This window comes from Herbaspirillum sp. AP02 (assembly GCF_015767275.1).
Taxonomy (GTDB): Bacteria; Pseudomonadota; Gammaproteobacteria; order Burkholderiales; family Burkholderiaceae_D; genus Herbaspirillum.
Map to the genome: position 1 here is coordinate 291,940 of NZ_JADWMY010000002.1, position 21,638 is coordinate 313,577.

Consider the following 21,638-nt stretch of genomic DNA (forward strand, 5'->3'; position numbering starts at 1 on the left):
CGGCAGCGTTGAGCACTGTTCCCGCGTATGGCTGACGTCACCGTTTCCTTTCCGACCCATGACATCCACACCCCTGCTGCAGATGACCGGCATCAGCAAGTCCTTCGGCGCCACGCGCGCGTTGTCGGCGATGCACCTGACCATCTATCCCGGTGAAATCCACGCCCTCATGGGCGAGAACGGCGCCGGCAAGAGTACCCTGATGAAGGTGCTGTCCGGCGTGCATGCGCCGGACAGTGGCGAGATACTGCTCGACGGCAGGCCGCTGTCCCTGCGAGACCCCGGTGCCAGCCGCGCCGCCGGCATCAACCTGATCTACCAGGAACTGGCGGTGGCACCCAACATCAGCGTGGCTGCCAATGTCTTCATGGGCAGCGAATTGCGCACGCGCCTGGGCTTGATCGACCACGCCGCGATGCGGCGGCGCACCGACGCCGTGCTGGCGCAGCTGGGTGCCGGTTTTCGTGCCGCAGACCGTGCCGGACGCCTATCCATCGCCGAACAGCAACAGGTGGAAATCGCCCGCGCCCTGGTGCATCGCAGCCGCATCGTCATCATGGATGAGCCCACCGCGGCGCTGTCCGAGCGTGAGACCGAGACCCTGTTCAAGGTCGTGCGCCGGCTGCGCGACGAGGGCCTGGCCATCATCTACATCAGCCATCGCATGGCAGAAGTCCATGCCCTGGCCGACCGCGTCACGGTACTGCGCGATGGCAGCTTCGTCGGTGAATTGACCCGCCAGGAAATCGACGCCGAGCGCATCGTGCAGATGATGGTTGGTCGCTCGCTGAGCGAGTTCTACCAGCATCGCCGGATGATGCCGGACCAGGCCGCAGCCTTGCCGACCGTGTTGCAGGTACGTGCCCTGGCCGGCGGCAAGGTCAGGCCGGCTTCCTTCGCGCTGCGTGCCGGCGAGGTGCTGGGCTTTGCCGGGCTGGTCGGTGCCGGCCGCACCGAGCTGGCGCGCCTGCTGTTCGGTGCCGATGCCCGCAGCGGCGGCCAGGTCTTGCTGGACGGGAGAGTGCTGCAGATCGATAGTCCGCGCGCGGCCATGCGGGCCGGCATCGCCTATGTGCCGGAGGACCGCAAGGGGCAGGGCCTGTTCCTGCAGATGGCGGTGGCGGCCAATGCCACCATGAATGTGGCCTCTCGCCATGCGCGGCTGGGATTGCTCAACAGTCGCGCCCTGGACCGGGTGGCACAGGCATCGATACATCGTCTCAACGTCAAGGTGGCGCATCCTGAGGTAGCGGTGGGCAAGCTCTCCGGCGGCAACCAGCAAAAGGTCCTGCTGGCGCGCTGGCTGGAAATCGCACCACGCGTGCTGATCCTGGACGAGCCCACGCGGGGTGTGGATATCTATGCCAAGAGCGAGATCTATCAACTTGTCCACAGGCTGGCCGAGCAGGGCGTGGCCGTGGTTGTCATCTCCAGCGAGCTGCCGGAGGTGATCGGCATCTGCGACCGCGTGCTGGTCATGCGCGAGGGCGCCATCACCGGCGAACTGTCCGGTGTCGACATCACCCAGGAAAACATCATGCGCCTGGCCACCGATACCGCCGGCCTGCCGCCTGCGTCTCCCCATCCACCGATCCCTTCCCTTCTTTCTTCCCATGGCTGAACTCGATCCCACGCATGACACCGATGCCGGCGCACGCGCATCGTCCCGCGCTCGTCGCTCCTCCCGCACCTCGCAATGGCTGCTGCACCGGCTGGGCATGTTGCCGGTGCTGGTGGTGCTGTACCTGCTGTTCTACGTACTGACGATCTACCTCAGCGGCGACGGCACTTCCAATTTCGCCAGTGCCGAGAACACCATGAACATCCTGCGCCAGGTCGCCATCAACCTGGTACTGGCCGCCGGCATGACCTTCGTCATCCTGACTGCCGGCATCGACCTGTCGGTGGGCTCGGTGCTGGCGGTCTCGGCGGTGCTGGGCATGCAGGTCTCGCTGGGCGCGGCGTCCGGTTGGTCGATTCCGGTCTTCGTCTTCTCCGGCTTGTTGATGGGCCTGCTCAACGGCGCCATGGTGGCCTTCCTCAACATCAATGCCTTCGTGGTCACGCTGGGTACCATGACGGCCTTTCGCGGCGCCGCCTACCTGCTGGCCGACGGCACCACGGTCTTGAACAACGACATTCCCAGCTTCGAGTGGATCGGCAATGGCGACTTCCTGCATGTGCCCTGGCTGATCTGGGTGGCGCTGGCAGTGGTGTTGGTGTCCTGGGTGATCTTGCGCAAGACGGTGTTGGGCATGCACATCTATGCCATCGGCGGCAACCTGCAGGCGGCCAGGCTGACCGGCATCCGCGTCGGGCTGGTACTGTTGTTCGTCTACGCCATCAGCGGCCTGTTCTCGGGACTGGCCGGTGCCATGTCGGCCAGTCGCCTGTATGGCGCCAACGGCAACTGGGGCAGTGGCTACGAACTCGATGCGATTGCCGCCGTGGTACTGGGTGGCACCAGCCTGATGGGCGGCGTCGGCACGATCTGGGGGACGGTGGTGGGGGCGCTGATCATCGGTGTCATGAACAACGGGCTGACCATTCTGGGTCTGTCCTCGTTCTGGCAATACGTCGCCAAGGGCGCGGTGATCGTGCTGGCGGTGATCCTGGACAAATGGCGCCAGAAGGATGCCAGCCAATGAACCTCAGCCTCTCGTACAAGGAGCGCAACATGCAGCACCCCGATTTCGAAAGCCGTCATTTCCTGCAGTCGCACGTGGCCGATACCCTGGCCTTCTACGACCGCCATGCCATCGACCCGCAGGGCGGTTTCTTCCATTACCTCAAGGATGACGGCAGCGTCTACGAACGTTCGCACCGTCACCTGGTCAGTGCCACGCGCCTGGTCTTCACGCAGGCCATGGCCTATACGCATACCCGCCAGGAGCGCTACCTGGAGCAGGCGCGGCACGCGTTGTTGCATCTGGAGCGCTTTCAACATCCGCAGGGCGCACTGGTCGGGCTGTATGCCTGGACCCTGCGCGACGGGCAGATCGAGGATGGCACCGTGATGGCCTACGGCCAGGCTTTCGTACTGCTGGCCTATGCCCACGCCCATCGCATCGGCCTGTGCGATGCGCAGCGGGTGGCACAGGCCTTCGAACGCATGGAACACGCCTTCTTCGAACCTGCCCACGGCGCCTATGCCGATGAGATCACGCCGTCTGGCGAGTTGCTTCCCTATCGCGGCCAGAACGCCAACATGCACATGTGCGAAGCCTGCCTCGCGGCCTACTCCGCCACGGGCCAGGCTGTCTACCTGGAGCGTGCGCGTCTGCTGATCCAGCGTTTCGTCTTCGGCCTGGCGCAGCAGTCGCAGGGGCTGGTATGGGAGCACTACCACCAGGATTGGACGCCCGACCACGACTACAACCGCGGCAATCGCGACAATATCTTCAAGCCCTGGGGCTTCCAGACCGGTCACCAGACCGAGTGGGCCAAGCTGCTGCTGATCGCCCATGCCATCGAGGCCAGCCCGGATTACATCACGCGCGCGGCCGAGCTGCAGACGGCCGCCTGGGCGCATGGCTGGGATGGTGAGCATGGCGGCCTGATCTACGGGTTCGATCCGGATATGCGGCCCTACGACAGCGACAAGTATTTCTGGGTCCAGGCCGAATCCTTCGCCAGCGCCTGGCGCCTGTGGCGGGTGACGGGCGATGAGGTATTCCGCCGCCAGTATCACGCCCTCTGGGCGTGGAGCTGGGAGCACCTGATCGATCACCAGTACGGCGCCTGGTTTCGCATTCTCGGCGCGGATGGCAAAAAGCTGGAAGATACCAAGTCCCCCGCCGGCAAGGTCGACTACCACACCATGGGTGCCTGCTGGGACGTGCTGGAGACTGGTGGCCTGCGGGCATAGGCGGCGCCGCAGCGTCGCTGTTCCCGCCTTGCAGGGGTACGCATGCAAGGCGGGAAGGCATCAGGGCGTCAAGGTATCTTCAGGAACACCTTGTCATAGATCTTGTCGATCTCCGCTACCGATTCGGGGTCGTGCCATTTCTCCACAATTGCGCGGTAGGCGGGCAGCGGACGCTTGGCCCGCAGGACCTTGTTGACCTGCTCCACCACCTGCCGTCCCCATTCATTCCTCGGACACATCACGCGATTGAACACCACCTCGCTGGCCTCCTGCATCGGCAGCGCCACCAGCGCGCCGGCCTGGCCCATGACGCGTGCCTGTTCGAAGGCCAGCAAGGGCAGCTCGACCATGTAGTCGATACGGCCGGCCAGTAGCATCCCGATCGATTCCACCTGTTCCGAATAGTTTTCCCTGGGCGGATAGGCGGCCAGCAGCTTGTCCACGGTCGGGCTGTAGGAGCGGTCGCGCATGACCGAGGTGGTCAGCCGTGGATTCTTCAGCAGGGCCTGCAGCGAGAGCTTGCCCTTGAATTCGTCCAGCCGGTCGCGTCGTACGATGATGCGTAGCGGCAGGAAGATCGAAGTCGGCAGTGACAGGTAGCCGACCTTTTCGCGTTCCGGCGTCTTCAGCATGCCGTTATAGCACCAGTGGCTAGCCTTGCGGATTTCGCTGTTGATGCGCGGGAAGGGCGCTTCCAGTTCCACGTGCTGGTACTGCGGCAACTCCTTCTTGATGATGTCCAGGGTCAGGTCGAAAATGCCCTGATGCGCGAATTCACCGGTGCGGATCATGTAGGGCGGCACATTGTATTTGCCCCAGACGATCTGGTCGGCCGCCAGCGTCGCTGACGGCCCAGATGACAGCGCGGTGCCGAGAATCAGGCCGCATGCGAGGCGACGGAAAATGCGTGAGGGCATGCATTACTTTCTTCAGGCAGGGGGAGGGGGCGGCTGCACCCACGGTGGTGCCAGCAGGACGCGATTGCGCCCCTGCGTCTTGGCCTGGTACAGGGCCGCGTCGGCGGCCTGCAGCAGGGGCTCCAGGCGTGCTCCGGGATGGGCCGGTCGGCAGGAGGCCACGCCGCCGCTGATGGTGATGCGTCCCAGCGCCGAGCCCGCATGCGGCAACGCCAGGGCATGGATGGCATCGCACATGCGTTGCACGATCTGCGCGCCGCGCTCGCCATCGGTATCGGCTGCGATCACCGCGAATTCCTCACCGCCATAGCGCGCCACGGTCTCGCCGGCGCGGCAGACGGTATCGCGCATGGTCTGCGCCACCTGCCGCAGCACGGCGTCGCCCGCTACGTGACCGTAGTGATCGTTGTAGGGCTTGAACCAGTCGACATCGATGAAGGCCACCGTGAGCGGCTTGCCCTGCCGCATGCTACGTCGCCATTCCTGGTCCAGGGTGTCATCGAAGCTGCGTCGGTTGGCAATGCCGGTCAGGCCATCGGTGAGACTGAGCGAGCGCAGCTGTTCATTGGCCTGGGCCAGATCGCGGGTGCGTTCGGCAATGCGCAGCTCCAGCGATTTGTTGAGTGCACGCAGGGATTCCTTTTCCTGTTCCAGCTGGGCATAGAGGGTGCGATTCTGGATGGTATGGCTGCGCAGGTTGGCCAGCATGGCATTGATGGCGTCGGCCAGGAAGTGCAGCTCATGCCGCTTCTTGCCCGGCAGGTCGATGCTCTGCGGCGAGTCCGGCAGGTCCGGCCGGTTCAGGTCCTGACGGCGCACGAAGCCCGACAGGCGTGAGATCGGCTGCCCCAGCCAGCGATTGAAGACATAGAGAAAGATGAACCACAACACCAGCGTCTTGATCACCGAGTTGATCAGGATCAGCGTAAAGCCATAGGCCACTTTCTGGATCACCACATGACGGCTGGAGTAGACGGTCCAGGCACCGATGTCGTGCGTCACGCCGTGTTCATCGCGATACAGGATGGGGAAGCGGTGGCTGGTCGCGGCATTGAGGAAACCCGCCCGCACCGGGCTGCGTTGTCCCTCGGTATCGACGTGGATCTGCTGGCCGTCGTGATCGACGATATTGCCCTGTGCCATGACCAGCCGGCCTTGAGGATCTTCGATCTTGACCCCGGTCACCACTGGCAGGTTACTGATGCCGCGCAGCGTGGCTTTCTGCACATCGCCCTGGAAACGCCAGGTGGAACTGGCCAGGCTGGCACCGAAAGTCATGTCCATGGCCCGCAGTTCATCATTTACGCCGGACAGGGTGTGCTCATATTCGGCACCCAGTTGCAGGCAGGTAACGATCAGCGTCACCAGGAAGTAGCTCCCGAAGATGATGCGCAGCAGGTGAACCGCCAGGGAATTCTTGGAGAGCAAATTCATGTTCTTGCGCGACGGGGATGCCCTGCTCAATGTTGAGAGAGCCAGGATGCGCCCACAGCCTCCCTGGCGGGTTGACGCTGCGTCCCGTCATGCAGGATTGATTGCGTTGGCAAGGCATGATGCTGCCTCATGGAATTTCCTCCCGCTGGAATGATGATGATCAGCCGGTTGGTCGGCTGATGCGCGGAGTAAATTCTAACAGTTCGGTTTTGCGAAATTGCCGCTGATGTCGGCTAAATTGCTTCTTCAGAACGGTCGCAAAGAGTGTTGATGAGGATTGTCTGCAGGGGGGGCATGCAGCCAATGCAGCCAAAGGATCAGACTGCCAGCAGGCGCTGGCGGCGCTGGACGATGCCCAGGCTGCCTTGCAGGCGGGCCGCAGTGCGGTCAGCGGCAAGTTGCGCATCGCCGCCACCTCCGACTTCGGCCGCCATGTCCTGCAGGGCTGGCTGGAAGAGTTCAATGCCTTGTATCCCCAGATCACGCTGGCCCTGATCCTGGGCGACACGGTCGCCAATCTCCTGCAGGACGATCTGGACCTGGCCATCCGCTTCGGCGTACCGCAGAACAGTTCGATGGTTGCCCGCCCGTTGGCAGCGAACCGCCGCGTGCTGTGCGCGGCACCGTCCTATCTTGCCGGTCGTGAAGCGCCACAACAGCCGGCCGATCTGCAGTATCAGGATTGCATCGTGCTGCTCACGGCCAACGGTCCGGCCAATGAGTGGCGCTTTGAGCGTGACGGTGTGATGCAGACGCATACCGTCCCGCTTGTCGGCGCGCGCGAAACCAACGACGGTGCACTGGCCCGTCAGTGGGCCGTCGAAGGCAAGGGCCTGGTCATGAAGTCGATCTGGGACGTGGCTGCGGATGTGCGCGCCGGTAGCTTGCAAGTGGTGATGCCGCAGTGGCGCGCACCGGAAGCGCCGGTACATGCGCTTTACCAGCGCACGCGCTACATGGCGCCGCGGGTGCGGGTCTTGCTGGATTATCTGGTGGCGCGGTTCGAGCAGGCGAGTGGCGAGATGGTGGCACTGATGCGCTGACCATGGCGCTTACACTACGTCGTTGCGACGAGCCTGCGCGAAGCAGGCAGGGCCGAGGCCTGTCTGAACGGGCGAAACCAGACGCCGCCACCACCCTCACACCGGGAGGCGCGTTCACCGGCTCCGGGTGCGTTGGTGGCGGTCTGCCGGAATCTATGCTGGTCAGGCTACGGCCGCTTGGCCGCCGGGCATCTGGATTCCGACAGCGGGGCATAAGCATCATTGCCGGGAGTGGTGGAGACGAGCTTCAGGTAGTCCCACGGCCCTTTGGATTCGCTCGGCTTCTTCACTTCGTACAGATAGAAGTCATGCACCATCTGTCCATCGGGACGAATCTCGCCTTTCGCGTACATGTCGTTCACGCCAACCGAGCGCATGTGCTTGAGCACCTTGGCCGGATCATCGCTGCCGACGGCCCTCACCGCTGCCAGATAGTTGGCGGTGGCGGAGTAGCTGGCTGCCTGCAGGCTGTTGGGCATGCGCTTGGTCTTGGCCTGGTAGCGTTTGGCAAACGCGCGCGAGGCATCGCTCTGGTCCCAATACCACGCTTCCGACAGCAACAGCCCCTGGGCATTCTTCAATCCGATGCTGTCGATATTGTTCATGAAGAGCAGCAGCCCGGCGATCTTCATGGTCTTGGTCAGGCCGAATTCGCGCGCGCCCTTGATGGCATTGAGCGTGTCGCTCCCGGAGGAGGCCAGCGCCAGGACATCCGCCTTGGAGCCCTGCGCCTGCAGCAGGAACGAGGAGAAGTCTTCGGTGTTGAGCGGATGGCGTACGCGCCCCAGTACCTTGCCACCTTGTTCGTTGACGATCTTGCTGGCCTCAGTCTCCAGCGAGTGTCCAAAGGTATAGTCGCTGGTCAGGAAGAACCACGACTTCCCGCCCTGCTTCATCGCCGCGCTGGTCAAGGCCCTTGAGACTGCCGTCGTGTTGTAGGCGTACTGGATGGTATAGGGCGTGCATTCTTCGTTCGTGAATTGCGTAGCCCCCGCCGAGACCACCAGGAAGGCAAACTTCTTGCTCTCCACCAGCCGGTTCACCGCCAGCATGGCGGCCGAATTGGCGCCGCCGATGACCATGTCGACATGTTGCACGTCTGCCCATTCCCGCACCTTGGCAGAGGCGTTGTCGGCCTTGTTCTGGTGATCGGCCGAGAGGATCTCGATGGGCTTGCCATTGATGTTGCCGCCCGCGTCGGCCACTGCCATGCGAATGGCTTCCAGGCTGCCTGGGCCGTCGTTGTCTGCCAGCGGTCCCGACATGTCGGTGACGAAGCCGATCTTGATCCTGTCGTCCGAAATCTGCGCCTGCGCAGCACCTGCGCCGGCCACCAGCAGGCCCGCCGCGAGCACCGTATTTTTCATGAGCTGCCGCATGGCCAAGGTGAGTGGCTTGGGCTGGACGTCCCGTGCAATGGAATGCTTCATCATGTCTCCTTTGGTTTTTTGTGGGTCAATCTGGGGTGTTCTAGAACGACACCTTGTCTGCCCCCTTCAAGCCGAGGATTTCCCTGGCTTCGTCGGGGCTTGCGATTTCATGGCCGAGGTCTTCGAGAATCCGTCTGATCTTGGTCACTTGTTCTGCATTGGATGTGGCCAGCTTCCCGCGCGAGATGAAGAGCGAATCCTCCAGGCCCACGCGGACATGGCCTCCCATGGATGCGGCCATGGTGGCGAAGTTGATCTGGGCGGCGCCGGCACCCAGCACAGACCATTGATACTGGTCACCAAAAAGGCGGTCGGCGGTGCGCTTCATGAAGACCAGATTGTCGATATCGGCCCCGATGCCGCCCAGGATGCCGAAGATGAACTGGATGAACACCGGCGCCTTGAACATGCCGGCGTCCATGCAGAACTTCAGGTTGTACAGGTGGCCGACGTCATAGCATTCGTGTTCGAACTTGACCTGGTGTCGTTCGCCCAGTTCTCTGGCACTGAAGGCGATATCGCGAAACGTGTTGCGGAAGATGTAGGTATCGGAATTGCGCAGATAGGCTTCTTCCCAATCGAATTTCCATTCCTTGTAGCGATCCGCCAGCGGGTGCATGGAGAAATTCATGCTGCCCATGTTGAGCGACGTCATCTCGGGCGATACCCGCTGCGCCGGTGCGATGCGCTCCTCCATCGTATTGGTCAGGCTGCCGCCCGTGGAGAGATTGATGACGGCGTGGGTCGCGGCCTTGATCTGCGGCAGAAACTGCATGAAGTGGTCGGGATTGATCGAGACGGCGCCATTTTCCGGGTGGCGCGCATGGAGATGAAGCACGGCCGCACCGGCTTCTGCGGCATCGATGGCCTGCCTTGCAATATCCTCCGGCCTGTAGGGCAGCGCGTCCGACATGGTGGGGGTATGAATGGCCCCGGTGATGGCGCAGGTGATGATGACTTTCTTTTTTGGACGGGACATGGACATGGCTCCGATCGTAGTGGCGGTAGTGGAAATGCGGAAAGAAGACGGTCGGATCACGCCGTCCAGGCGGCGCCACCGGCAAGCACCGAGGCATGGCGTTCCAGTAGTCCGTTGAATTGCTGGAGATTGTTCAGGGAGGTCAGCACCTGCCGTTGCTGGGCCGAGGTAACGATGTCGACGACCTTGTCATTGAAGGGAGTGGCAATGCCGTGCTGTCGACCTTGATGACAGATCACGCCATTGATGTAGTCGATCTCGGTAGCCCGTCCCTTTTCCAGGTCCTGCAGCATGCTGGCTTTCAATGCCACGTGTTGCGACCAGATCTTCCTGTAGAGCGGCATTTTTCCGGGGATGTCGATAGCGCCCTCGAATTCGAAGGCGTTGAAATCCTCGCCCTGCATGGGCACCAGATCAATCCCCTGGGCGTGGGCGACCTTGATGCATTCGTTGGCGATGAAGGCCAGGCAGGTCATGGCGCGAGGATGGTCCAGCACCTCGCCGAAGGTACAGCCCAAGGCGGCCGACATGCCGCTGAAGGTCGCATTCATCAACAGCTTGGAATAGCGGATACCCATCAGATTGTTCAATACCTTGGTACTGCCCACGCATTCCAGGTAGCGCTTGACGACGGCCAGCCTGGGGCGGTCGATGCCGTCGATCTCGCCGATCTCGAAAGCGGATTGCTCCAGTGCCTGCCTGCTCGATGTCAGCGATGAGACGCCCGGGCGCAGCCAGGTGGCGCCGAAGCCTACGGCGCCACCGATGGTGCGCTGTCTCCCCACGATCTTTTCCACGAGCAGTTCTGGAATGCCGTTCTGTAATGTGCAGACGATACTGTCGGCATGCAGATGCGCTTGGAGCAGGCCCAGGGTCTGCTGTGTGCTGGTTTGCTTGGTCAGCAGAAAAATCAGGTCATAGCGACCCGATAGCGCGTCGGGCGTGAATGCCGAGACCGGCGAACTGAACTCGAGCGAACCGGTGACGGTGGCACCATGTTCGTTCAAGGCCCTGACGTGTTCGGCGTTGCTATCGATGAGATGAATGTCCTGACCGGCCTTGCTGATGAAGGCGCCGATAATGGTGCCCAGCGATCCGGCACCGACGATGGCTGCCCGCATTGCTACTCCTTGTGAAAAGTCGTCATGAGGCGACTCGATTGCGCCAGCCTGCCGTCGGCAGGGGGGGCAAATGTTCCGCCCGGGTCGCTCCGGACTCGGGCACAGAAAAAGAAAACAGAAAGGTCCGGGCTGCCGCAGGTAGCTGTCGCCGATGTATGGGTGCATGGAAGCCGGACCTGGGTGGCCGTGCGGCGAAGCGCATCATTCGCCGAGCCCGGTCAGATGGCTGGCTTATCCGGACAAGTGGATGGGGGGCTGTCGTTTCATGTGGTTGTCTCCGATGACTCGTTTTGAATGGCTGTCGTGTCGCATCGCATCGCATCGCATCGCATCGCGCCGCCTTGCCTGAGCTTGTATCCAGAATGGTAGTGAGATACGCTTTGAGCGGGAAGGTCATTTTCGGTCATCATGCAGGTCATCAAAGGACAACCTCAAGAGGCGCACATGTCGGAGATTCTGCCGAAGGCAAGTGAGCGGATTTATGCGCCCTACAAGATCAACGCGGTGGTGGAAGTGCTGGCCGAACAGGGCATTGCGGCGCCATCTGCCCTGGCGGGAAGCGGCTTGTCGGCCGGGCAGTTGCACGATCCCAATGCGCTGACTTCGCTTAAGCAGTTCCTGACCGTTTGCGAGAATGCGATTGCGCTCAGCCGGGACCCGGCGACGCCATTCGAGATCGGTAGTCGCCTGCACTTGTCGGCCTATGGGATGTATGGCTACGCATTGATGTCCTGCCTCTCCCTGCGTGAGTATTTTCGTCTGGCAGTCAAATACCGGCGGTTGGCGACACCTCCATTTCCGGCGATCTGGGAAGAGGGCCCAACGACGGTCACCTGGCGCTTCCCGGACAACTTCGTCGCACCGCCGTCAGCTGATCTGCGGCAGTTCCTGTTCGAACTCCAGCTCGCCATTACCGTGACGCATGTGCAGGAGGTGGCGGGTTTCGATTGTCCCCCCATGACGGCACGCATTCCCTATGCCCGGCCGGGGCATGCGGCGCTCTACAAAAGATATCTCGGTTGTCGCTGTGAATTCGACCAGCCAGAAACGCAGCTGCTCTACGACAGCGCGATCCTGGACAGGAAACCGAAGATGGCGCACCAGCTCACCGCATCCCTGGTCCAGGAAACCTGCGACCGCCTGTTGGGACAAGCGAAGATATCCGAGGGGGCGAGCGGTGAGGTGTATCGCTTGTTGATGGCGGTCCCCGGGAATTTTCCTTCGATGGAGGATGTGGCCGAGCGATTGAATACCACGCCTCGGACATTGCGCCGTCGCTTGACGCTCGAAGACACGTCGTTCCAGCAGATCCTGGATGACGTGCGCAGCACGCTGGCGCTGGAGTATCTGCAGAGCTCGAAGATGAGTACCGACGATATCGGGATGCTGTTGGGTTTTACCGATACGGCCAATTTCCGTCGGGCGCTCAAGCGCTGGACCGGAAAAGGACTGGAGGAACTGCGCGCTCCTGCTGTCGTTAGATGAGCCTGCCTGGCCGTCAGAACTTGGGCGGATATTGGACACGGCTGGTTGCCGGCGAGGGGCAGACCGCTACCGCACGGGGTCTTGCCGATATTGTGCCGGTGTCATGCCGATGTCGTGCCGGCGCGCCGTCAATGCGCCAACGTGCTGCGGCGCGAAGGTCATCAGGACATCGATCCAGCGCGTCGCATCGGCATAGCGCATGCGCGAGATTTCGATTTGCGCCAGGTTGAAATAAGCGTCGGCCAATTGCAGGTGGATGTCGACGGCTTGCCGGGCGGAGACGACTGCTTCATCATCGGGATTCGCCTACAAAACAAAAAACCCGCGTCTCGTGAGAGACGCGGGTTTTTCGGACGACGCCGCATACACATGAAATGTCCATGCAGCGACGGGTATCTGGTGGTGATAGGTGGATTTGAACCACCGACCCCAGCATTATGAGTGCTGTGCTCTAACCAACTGAGCTATATCACCATGAGGCAAGCCCGAGACTATAATTGTCCGTCCGGCTTCTGTCAATCGTTTTCGGTGTTTTCCGTGATTTAGTTATCCACAGCCTCTCGCACCCGTGCCAGCACCTCGGCGGTGGCATCCGGCCGGTTGCAGTCGATGCTGATGCGTTCCGGCATGGAGCGCAGCCAGGTCAGCTGGCGCTTGGCCAGCTGGCGGGTGGCGGCGATGCCTTTTTCGCGCAGGGCGGTGGCATCGATGCTGCCGTCCAGATATTCCCACATCTGGCGGTAACCGACGCAACGCATCGAGGGCAGGCCCAGGTGCAGGTCGCCGCGTGCGCGCAGGGCCGTGACTTCGCGCTCCAATGCGCCACCCTGCAACATCAGGTCGAAGCGCAGGGCGATGCGTTCATGCAGCACGGCGCGCTCGCTCGGTTCCAGCGCCAGCGGCAACAGGGTGAAAGGCAGTGGCTCGGCCGGTTTTTGCGACAGCAGCGAAGACATCGGCTGCCCCGTCAACAGGCTGATCTCCAGTGCGCGCTGGATGCGCTGGCTGTCGTTGGGCTTGAGCCGGGCCGCAGTGACCGGGTCCAGCGCCGCCAGCCTGGCGTGCATGGCCGGCATGCCGACCTGCGCGGCTTCTTCGTCCAGCTGGGCGCGCAGGATCGGGTCGGCTTGCGGCAGTTCATCCAGGCCATCGCGCAGCACCTTGAAGTACAGCATGGTGCCGCCCACCAGCAGCGGCAGCTTGCCGCGCGCGGCGATTTCCTGGGTCAGGCGCAGTGCGTCCTGGCGGAACTGCATGGCCGAATAGGCTTCGGCAGGATCGATGATGTCGATCAGGTGGTGCGGGACTTCGGCCAGTTCGGCCGGAGTGGGTTTGGCGGTGCCGATATCCATCTCGCGATAGACCAGGGCCGAGTCCACGGAAATGATCTCGCTTGGAATGCGGCGCGCGATTTCCAGTGCGGCGGCGGTCTTGCCGGAGGCAGTGGGGCCCATGATGGCCACCGCCAGGGGCGAGTGCTTCCCCATTGTCATTGACCGCGCAGGAACAGCTTGTCCAGGTCCGACAGCCCCATCTGGGTCCAGGTCGGGCGGCCGTGATTGCATTGGTCGGAGCGCTCGGTGGCCTCCATCTGGCGCAGCAGCGCATTCATCTCGGGCAGGGTCAGGCTGCGGTTGGCGCGCACGGCGGTGTGGCAGGCCAGGGTGCCCAGCAGTTCGTTGCGACGCTCCAGCAGCACGCGTGAGCCGCCGTATTCGCGCACGTCGCGCAGGACGTCACGGGCCAGGGTCTGGGCGTCGGCGTTCTTGAGCAGTGCCGGGACCGCCCGTACCGCCAGTGTGGTAGGCGACATCACGGCAATGTCGAAGCCCAGCGCCGAGAGGGTCTCCTGGTGTTCTTCCACCGTGCCGACCTCGACCGGATCGGCGTAGAAGGTCACCGGGATCAGGAGCGGCTGCAGGAATATTTCGTTGCCGTCCAGCGCCGTCTTCAGCTGTTCGTAGAGGATGCGTTCGTGGGCGGCATGCATGTCCACCACCACCAGGCCGGCCTGGTTCTGCGCCAGTACGTAGATGCCGTGCAACTGGGCCAGCGCGAAGCCCAGCGGGAAGTCGCCTTCCGGCAGCGGCGCCGGGGCGGGTGCGGCGCCGCTCCCCGGATAGCCGGCAGCAGGTCCGCTTGGTGTGCTTGGTGTGCTTCCACCGGCGGCGGAATCGCTGCGGAACATGTTGCCGTAGGCTTCGGTGTTCTGGCGCACGCCAAAGCCGCTGTTGCCGCCGAAGGAGTAGGGGCGCGGCTGTTCCGCAAACTGTGCCGAGAAGGTCTGCTGCTGCTGTTCGCGGATCCAGGGCAGGGGGCCGTTGGTGCCGGTGGTAGTTGTCGGGGCGGCGGTCTGGCTGTCACTTTCGCCTTCGCTTCCGCCCGCCTGTTGCGGCAGGTTGCCGAAGGAAACCGCCGAGGTCTGTGCCAGCGCGCGCGAGACGGCGTGGAATACGAACTGGTGCACGGCGCGGCTGTCGCGGAAGCGCACTTCGATCTTCGACGGGTGCACGTTCACGTCCACCAGTGCCGGGTCCAGCATCAGCGACAGGGCATAGGCAGGATAGCGGTCGCCATGCAGTACGTCCTGATAGGCTGCACGCACCGCGTGGGTGAGCAGCTTGTCGCGCACGAAGCGACCATTGACGTAGAAATACTGGCCGTCGGCACGCGCCTTGGAGGCAGTGGGCAGGCCGACGAAGCCATGCAGGCGCAGCGGGCCGGCACTCTCGTCGAGCGGCAGGCGGGCGTTGGCGAATTCATCACCGAGGATATGGGCACTGCGCTTGGCGAATTCGCCGACGTTCCAGTGATCGACCGTCTTGCCGTTGTGCGACAACGAGAAGCTCACGTCCGGCCGCGCCAGTGCAATGCGGCGTACGACTTCGGCGCAGTGGCCGTATTCGGTCTGGTCGGATTTGAGGAATTTGCGGCGCGCCGGGGTGTTGAAGTACAGGTCCTGGACGTCGATGGTGGTGCCTTGTGCCCCCGAGGCTGGCGCGACCGTGCCGAACTGGGAACCGGTGATTTCCCACGCATGGGGAGCATCGGCGGTGCGGCTGGTGACGGTCAGTTGCGCCACCGAGGCGATCGAGGCCAGGGCCTCGCCACGAAAGCCCAGCGTGGAGACATTCTCCAGGTCGGTCAGCGAGGCGATCTTGGAGGTGGCGTGTCGCGCCAGGGCCAGCGGCAATTGCTCGGGCGGGATGCCGCGTCCGTTGTCGGTAATGGCGATGCGCTTGACGCCGCCCTGCTCCAGACGCACGGTGATCTGGGTGGAGCCGGCGTCGAGTGCGTTTTCCAGCAGTTCCTTGACGACCGCCGAGGGGCGTTCGATCACCTCGCCCGCGGCGATCTGCGAGATCAACTGATCGGGCAGGGCCTGGATGGGGCGATGGGGCGTGGCGGCGGAATCGGAAACGGGGGAGGAATGCGGTGCGTTCATCCGGCGATTATACCGCCGACGCGGCGGCCGGAATGTGACGAAGCCGCCCGGGGGCGGCTTCGTCGGCGCTGATGGAGACCGGATTTTCCGGTCGGCAAGACCGGTCTCCGTATCCCGGATTCCGGCCTTACACCCGGAAGGTGCTGACCGCCGCCGCCAGGCGTTCGGCCTGCTGCTGCAGCGATTGCGCGGCCGCAGCAGCCTGTTCCACCAAGGCGGCGTTCTGCTGGGTGCTCTCGTCCATCTGCGCGATGGCGCGGTTGATCTGGTCGATGCCCTCGCTCTGTTCGCGGCTGGCGGTGGTGATCTCGCTGATGACGGTGGAGACGCGCTGCACGCTGGAGACCACGTCATTCATGGTGTTGCCGGCCTGGCCCACCAACTGGCCGCCGCTGGAGACGGTCTGCACCGAGGCATCGATCAGTTCCTTGATTTCCTTGGCAGCCGAAGCGCTGCGCTGGGCCAGGGTACGCACTTCGGTGGCCACCACGGCGAAGCCGCGTCCCTGCTCGCCTGCGCGGGCCGCTTCCACGGCCGCGTTCAGGGCCAGGATATTGGTCTGGAAGGCGATGCCATCGATCACGCTGATGATGTCCACGATGCGCTGCGAGGAGCTGTTGATGGCGTCCATCGTCTGCACCACCTGGCCCACCACTTCGCCGCCATGGCTGGCCACGTCCGAGGCCGAGCTCGACAGTTCGTCGGCCTGCACCGCATTGGCGGCATTCTGCTTGACGGTGGAGGTCAGTTCTTCCATGGCCGAGGCGGTCTCTTCCAGGGCGCCGGCCTGTTGTTCGGTGCGGGATGACAGATGGAGGTTGCCGGCGGCGATCTCGCTGGCGGCGGTGTTGATTTCCTCGGTGCCGGCGCGCACGCTGGAGACCACTTCCGACAGGCCCATGCTGATGCCGTTGAAGGCGCCCATGAGGCGGCCGATCTCGTCACTGCTGTGCACGTGCAGGCGGGTGGTCAGGTCGCCGCCGGCAATGCGGTCGGCGGCGTCGCATACGGCGTCCAGCGGGCGTGTGACCATGCGGTTGATCATCACCGTCAGGATTGCCGCCAGCACCGCCAGGAACAGCAGGCCCAGGCCGATGTAGAGATTGCGCATGGCATTGACTTCGCTGGTGATCTCGTCAACCGCGGCCTCGCCGGCAATGACCCAGTTCCATGGTGCGTAGTGGGTGAAGACCACGATCTTCCTGCGCCCATCGACGGCGGTGTAATGCAGTGCGCCTTCCTTCTGTTGCAGCACGGTCTTGATGTAGCTCTCACCGGCGGCATCCTTGAGTTCCAGCAGGCTGGCGCCTTCTTCCTTGCCCTCGCGCGGGGCGCCGGCAATCATCACGCCCAGGTCCTTGCCCTCACGTCCATTGAGCGCATAGAAATTGCCGGTCTGGCCGATCTTGAGCGACTTGATCTGCTCCTTCAAGGCCTTGACGTCGGCGGAAATGTCGATGCCCACGTAGAGAGCCGCGATGATCTGGCCAGCATCGTTCTTGATCGGCACGTACTTGGTGATGTACTGCTTGCCGAACAGCGTGGCCAGGCCGCTATAGGGTTTGTCCGACTTCAGGGCGGCATAGCCCGGATGGGTGCGGTCGAGCAGGGTGCCGACGGCGCGTTCGCCGTTTTCCTTCTTCACCGAGGTCGAGACGCGCACGAAGTCCTCGCCGGTCTTGGCGAAGATGGTCGCGGTCACGCCGGTGCGGCCGGTAAAGCGGTCGGGGATGGAAAAGTCCAGATTCAGTTCGCGCCCGTCATTCTGCAGTACCGGGGTGGCGCGGTCGGCGATCTGCACGGTGCGGCTCTCGTCCAGGGTGAGCTTGCCGAATTCGTTGTCGAACATGTTGGAGAAGCGGTCGACCTGGCTGTTCACCGAGCGGTCGAAGATGCCGACCATGTGGGCCACGCCACGGGCATCGTTGCCCATCTGTTCGATGGAGCGATGTTCCATCATGCGCGAGGCGGAATAGGTGATCAGCATCAGCGCGATCACGAAGACGACGCCCACCAGGGCGACCGTCATGGCAGTCAGTTTTGCACCGACCGAGCGCTTGAAAAGGGATGCGCCGCGCGCACCAGACATATCATTAGCCATGGCTATTGTTGTTTTGAATAAAACGTGGTGTGGAAACGCAAATACCGAACGGAAAACTGCCCGGGAGGTCGGCCGCGCCGACAGGCGCGCAATACGCTGTGACCGCTGGTCCCTCCTTGTTCTCCGTCACGCGGAAAAATCCTGCAACGCTGCGTTCACGCCGGAACGCCAACCTGCCGATGGAGCGGCACGCCGGCGCCATTGCCGAATCGGCAATCCTGCGCGTGATCGAAAACCTTGTCAGTCCAGAGCGCCAGCCTGCTTGCTGGCGCTGCAATCGCGGTACTCGCTGGGGAGGCCGTCAGTATATCGTCAGCTTTTGAGCCTGATCAAAAAATACTTCAAATGTTTGCGCCCACATCCAGCTGTGCTGTTGTTTTTCTATCCGGAAAGTGCTTTTTTGGCATGAGGAATTTGCCTCACTTGTCCTTGAGTGCCTCCATCGTCTCCATCGTGCCAGCGGCGTTAGGGCCTGTTCCCACTCAATCTGCGAGTGCGAGAGGTCGTCAAGCGTTGACTGCCTAGGCGCAACGCATCTCGCAGATTTAGTGTGAACAGGCCCTGGTCACCCGGTCGAGGTCCTTGCTCTCTTTGTCGCGGAAATCCCTGACCCAGCGCTCCAGATCGTCGGCCGCCATCGGTCGCGAGAAGTAGTAGCCCTGCGCGACGTCACACCCCTGGCTGAGCAGCAGCCGGTACTGGTCGGCATCTTCCACCCCTTCGGCGACCACGGTCAGTTTCAGGCTTTCGCCAATGCGGATGACGGCATTGGTCAGGGCGCTGACCGCCTCGTCCTTGGCCATGTCGCGTACGAAACTCTGATCCAGCTTCAGTTCCGAGACGGGAAGCTTGCGCAGGTAGCCCAGGCTGGAATAGCCGGTGCCGAAGTCGTCCATGGCCAGCGGGATGCCCAGTGCATGCACGGCGGCGATGGTCTGGTTGGTGCTGGGATTGGTGTCCATCAACACGGTTTCGGTGATTTCCAGGGTCAGGTCGGTCGGCACCAGGCTGTAGCGGCGTAGCAGCCCGGTGACGAACTGTGGCAGGTCCAGGTCGTGGAAGTTGGTGGCGGACAGGTTCACCGAAATGCAGGGCACCTGGATGCCGCGCCGGCGCCAGTCGGCCAGCTGGAAGCAGGCTTCTTCCAGCGCCCACTTGCCGAGTTCGCCGATCAGGCCGCATTCCTCCGCGATGGGGATGAAGCGGCCCGGTGAGATTTGGCCCAGTTGTTCATCGTGCCAGCGCGCCAGCGCCTCCACCCCATGCAGGCTGTGGTCGCACAGTCTGATCTGCGGCTGGAAATGCAATTCGAACAGGCCGCCGCGCAAGGCATCGCGCAGGGCGCCTTCCAGTGCCAGGCGCTCCTGGGCCATGCTGTTCATTTCTTCGCTGAAGAAACTGAAGCGACCGCGATTGACGGCCTTGGCCTGGTACATGGCGATGTCGGCCCGGTGCAATAGGGTTTCGATATCGTTGCCGTTGTCGGGGAAGATCGCCACGCCGATGCTGGCCGAGGGATTGAGCGGCGTGCCGTTGATATGGCAGGGCATGGCCAGCCGTTCCTGGATGCGCTTGACCACTTCGGTGAGGTGCTGCGTGTCGTACTGGGTCAGGACCACCACAAACTCGTCACCGGAGAGACGGCCCACGATGTCGGAGCGGCGGGCCTGCGATTGCAGTCGGGTCGCCACCGTGCGCAGCAGTTCATCGCCGGCCTGATGGCCCAGCGAGTCATTGACCTGCTTGAAGCGATCAAGGTCGATGAACATCACAGCGATGGTACTGCGGTTGCGTTCAGCGGCGGCGATGGCCTGGCCGGCCTGTACCAGCAGCAGGCTGCGGTTGGGCAGGCCGGTCAGGGAATCGTAGAAGGCCAGTTGGTGGATGCGCGCGCGCGAGGCTTCGCGCTCGATGGCCAGCGCGCACAGGTGCAGTCCGGCATCGACCAGCAAGTGATGGAAGCCGCTGGGCTGGCGTGGCTGACGGAAATAGAAGCCGAAGGTGCCGATCACCTTGCCATCGGCCGATTTGATCGGGGTCGACCAGCAGGCACGCAAGTCGTGGCCCAGCGCCAGTTCCTTGTAATCGGCCCAGTGCGGATCGCTGGCGATGTCTTCCGAGATGACCTCCTGGCCGGTAAAGGCGGCGCTGCCGCAGGAGCCGACCAGCGGGCCGATGGACAAGCCCTCGATGGCGCGGATGTAGGCCTCCGGCAGGCTGGGGCCGGCCAGGGTATGCAGGCGTCCCTGTTCATCCACCCGCAGGATGGAGGCGATCACCTCCGGCGCGACCCGTTCCACTTCCTCGCACAGCAGGTTCATCTGCTCGGAGAGCGAAGAGTCACGCGCCATGGCATTGAGGACGCGATACTGCAATACCTCATGCACCTTGGTATTGGTGATATCGGTCATGACGCAAACCGCATTGATGAGACTGCCGGCCGCGTCCAGGATAGGATTGACCACCGCCGATATCCACACCGGTTGCTCGTGGAAGTCGTGGATCAGTTCCTCGGTATGGAAACTGTGGCCCTGCAGCAGCTCGCCGTGGCAGCGTTCGATAGACTTCACGAAAGTGGGGTGATTGGCGAACAGGTCGCGTGGCAGCTTGCCGATCGCCTGCTGGCTCTGGAAGCCGAGCATGCGGGTAAAGCCGGTGTTGTGGAAGACGATGCGGTTCTGGGCATCGGTGATGAGGACCGCGTTGTCGGTTTCGTTGATCCCCAGCGAGAGCAGGTGCAGGTGTTCACGGTCGCTCTTTTCGCGGGTCACGCGGTAGGTGACGTCGTTGCCGATGCAGATCACGCGCTCGGCCTTGCCATGTGGGTCCAGCAGGGGCGAATAGGTAGCTTCCCACCAGATCGTGCGGCCGCTGCGGGTGCGACGGGGAAAACGACCGGAGAAGAAGCGGCCATTGCAGACGTCGCGCCAGAAGGCGGCGTATTCCTCGCCGTTGGCGTATTCGGGATCGCACAAGATGGCGTGCGACTTGCCGACCAGGTCCTCGGCCAGGTATTCCATGGTCTTGAGGTAGTTGCGGTTGGCCGCAAGGATGAGGCCATCGGGCGAGAGTTCGACCACTCCCAGCGAGCGGTTCAGGGCGCTCAGTACGCTGTTGCTGTGATGGGAATCGTCGATGTGGGAACTGATGTCGGCGGCCGCCGAGATCACCTTGCTGAGTTCCCCGTGCTCGTCCAGGATGGGGCTGCACAGCGCCTCCAGCCAGACGATGGTGCCGTCGATGCGACATCGCTGCAGGGTACCGGTGATGATTTCGCCCTGGCGCAGGTGTTGCCAGAATTGCTGGTAATCGTTGGACTGGACGTACAAGGGTTCGCACAGCATGCTGTGATGCTGGCCGATCAGCTCCTCACGACGGTAGCCGAGCATGTCCAGGAAATTGTCATTGGCCTGCAGTATCGTGCCATCGGCGGCGAATTCGAGGATGGCCATGGAACGCCACAACGCACCCAGCAGCGCATCGCGCTCTTGGCCATGCAGGCCCTGGTAATCCTGCGCCACATCCCCTGACGGATCACCTTGATGATCACATCCGCCGGTGAACGACTCCTGGCTCCCCATACACCCCCCTGTGGCCCGGTAATGACGCCTGCCGCGCGTCTTGCCTCATGCAGTCCGGAGTTACGCTTTTTCAGTTTTCTTGCCTGTGCCCACCCTGCTGGCAGGTTCCCAAATACACCTGGACTTCCTTAAAACTGAAGCAACCTGATTTGATCATATGCCAAATCGCCAGCCTTGTGCGGCCGCTGCCTGCGCAGGCCCGAGGAGTGCAACGGTGTCGTGACGTTCTGCGAG

Annotated in this window: 14 protein-coding genes, 1 tRNA gene and 1 pseudogene; 5 read left to right on the forward strand and 11 right to left on the reverse strand. The window is 62.8% G+C overall.

The window, feature by feature from the left end:
• Nucleotides 1-58 precede the first annotated feature (58 nt).
• The 3 genes from I5R65_RS07280 to I5R65_RS07290 are packed head-to-tail and all read left to right on the forward strand — an operon-like array spanning nt 59 to nt 3,868.
• A complete protein-coding gene (locus I5R65_RS07280; protein WP_180665842.1) occupies nt 59-1,621 on the forward strand; it encodes a sugar ABC transporter ATP-binding protein in 1,563 nt (520 codons plus the stop codon).
• Complete coding sequence (locus I5R65_RS07285; RefSeq protein ID WP_180665844.1) at nt 1,614-2,648, forward strand: ribose ABC transporter permease; 1,035 nt, start codon at nt 1,614-1,616, stop codon at nt 2,646-2,648. The genes I5R65_RS07280 and I5R65_RS07285 overlap by 8 nt, the downstream gene beginning before the upstream one ends.
• A 29-nt stretch (nt 2,649-2,677) precedes the next feature.
• Nucleotides 2,678-3,868, forward strand: a complete 1,191-nt coding sequence (locus tag I5R65_RS07290) for an AGE family epimerase/isomerase (RefSeq protein ID WP_180666291.1) — start codon at nt 2,678-2,680, stop codon at nt 3,866-3,868.
• Nucleotides 3,869-3,936: 68 nt separating this feature from the next.
• Here I5R65_RS07290 and I5R65_RS07295 read toward each other — a convergent pair whose 3' ends face one another.
• Both I5R65_RS07295 and I5R65_RS07300 read right to left on the reverse strand, forming a co-directional pair.
• Nucleotides 3,937-4,785, reverse strand: coding sequence for a TIGR02285 family protein (locus I5R65_RS07295; RefSeq protein ID WP_180665846.1), 849 nt, complete (start codon nt 4,783-4,785; stop codon nt 3,937-3,939).
• A gap of 12 nt (nt 4,786-4,797) precedes the next feature.
• Nucleotides 4,798-6,219: a GGDEF domain-containing protein gene (locus tag I5R65_RS07300; RefSeq protein ID WP_180665848.1), complete on the reverse strand. Its 1,422-nt coding sequence runs from the start codon at nt 6,217-6,219 to the stop codon at nt 4,798-4,800.
• A 323-nt stretch (nt 6,220-6,542) separates the two neighbouring features.
• Between I5R65_RS07300 and I5R65_RS07305 the strand changes: the two are divergent.
• A pseudogene (locus tag I5R65_RS07305) lies at nt 6,543-7,262 on the forward strand (substrate binding domain-containing protein); the annotation flags it as partial.
• Nucleotides 7,263-7,429: 167 nt separating this feature from the next.
• Here I5R65_RS07305 and I5R65_RS07310 read toward each other — a convergent pair.
• From I5R65_RS07310 to I5R65_RS07320, 3 genes are all read right to left on the reverse strand, one after another.
• Nucleotides 7,430-8,629 carry an ABC transporter substrate-binding protein gene (locus I5R65_RS07310; protein WP_180666294.1) on the reverse strand — a complete coding sequence of 400 codons (1,200 nt, stop codon included), beginning with the start codon at nt 8,627-8,629 and terminating at the stop codon, nt 7,430-7,432.
• Between the two features lie 103 nt (nt 8,630-8,732).
• Nucleotides 8,733-9,671, reverse strand: coding sequence for a 3-keto-5-aminohexanoate cleavage protein (locus tag I5R65_RS07315; RefSeq protein ID WP_180665850.1), 939 nt, complete (start codon nt 9,669-9,671; stop codon nt 8,733-8,735).
• A 56-nt stretch (nt 9,672-9,727) separates the two neighbouring features.
• On the reverse strand, nt 9,728-10,792 hold the full coding sequence (locus I5R65_RS07320) for a ketopantoate reductase family protein (protein ID WP_180665852.1): 1,065 nt from the start codon (nt 10,790-10,792) through the stop codon (nt 9,728-9,730).
• Nucleotides 10,793-11,236: 444 nt separating this feature from the next.
• On the opposite strand from I5R65_RS07320, the gene I5R65_RS07325 reads away from it, so the two are divergent.
• Nucleotides 11,237-12,277 carry an AraC family transcriptional regulator gene (locus tag I5R65_RS07325; protein ID WP_180665855.1) on the forward strand — a complete coding sequence of 347 codons (1,041 nt, stop codon included), beginning with the start codon at nt 11,237-11,239 and terminating at the stop codon, nt 12,275-12,277.
• Nucleotides 12,278-12,343: 66 nt separating this feature from the next.
• On the opposite strand, the gene I5R65_RS07330 is transcribed toward I5R65_RS07325, so the two are convergent.
• The 6 genes from I5R65_RS07330 to I5R65_RS07355 all read right to left on the reverse strand — a co-directional run bounded on the left by I5R65_RS07330 (nt 12,344) and on the right by I5R65_RS07355 (nt 21,404).
• Entirely contained in the window at nt 12,344-12,523 is a 180-nt protein-coding gene (locus I5R65_RS07330; protein ID WP_180665857.1) for a hypothetical protein, read from the reverse strand.
• 151 nt (nt 12,524-12,674) lie between these two features.
• Nucleotides 12,675-12,751 (reverse strand) — tRNA-Met (locus tag I5R65_RS07335).
• Nucleotides 12,752-12,819: 68 nt separating this feature from the next.
• Nucleotides 12,820-13,764: a tRNA (adenosine(37)-N6)-dimethylallyltransferase MiaA gene (gene miaA / locus I5R65_RS07340; protein ID WP_180666297.1), complete on the reverse strand. Its 945-nt coding sequence runs from the start codon at nt 13,762-13,764 to the stop codon at nt 12,820-12,822.
• Between the two features lie 2 nt (nt 13,765-13,766).
• Entirely contained in the window at nt 13,767-15,722 is a 1,956-nt protein-coding gene (gene mutL / locus I5R65_RS07345; protein ID WP_180665859.1) for a DNA mismatch repair endonuclease MutL, read from the reverse strand.
• Between the two features lie 127 nt (nt 15,723-15,849).
• Nucleotides 15,850-17,823, reverse strand: a complete 1,974-nt coding sequence (locus I5R65_RS07350; RefSeq protein WP_180665861.1) for a methyl-accepting chemotaxis protein — start codon at nt 17,821-17,823, stop codon at nt 15,850-15,852.
• A gap of 545 nt (nt 17,824-18,368) precedes the next feature.
• Complete coding sequence (locus I5R65_RS07355) at nt 18,369-21,404, reverse strand: bifunctional diguanylate cyclase/phosphodiesterase (protein ID WP_180665863.1); 3,036 nt, start codon at nt 21,402-21,404, stop codon at nt 18,369-18,371.
• Nucleotides 21,405-21,638: the final 234 nt, after the last annotated feature.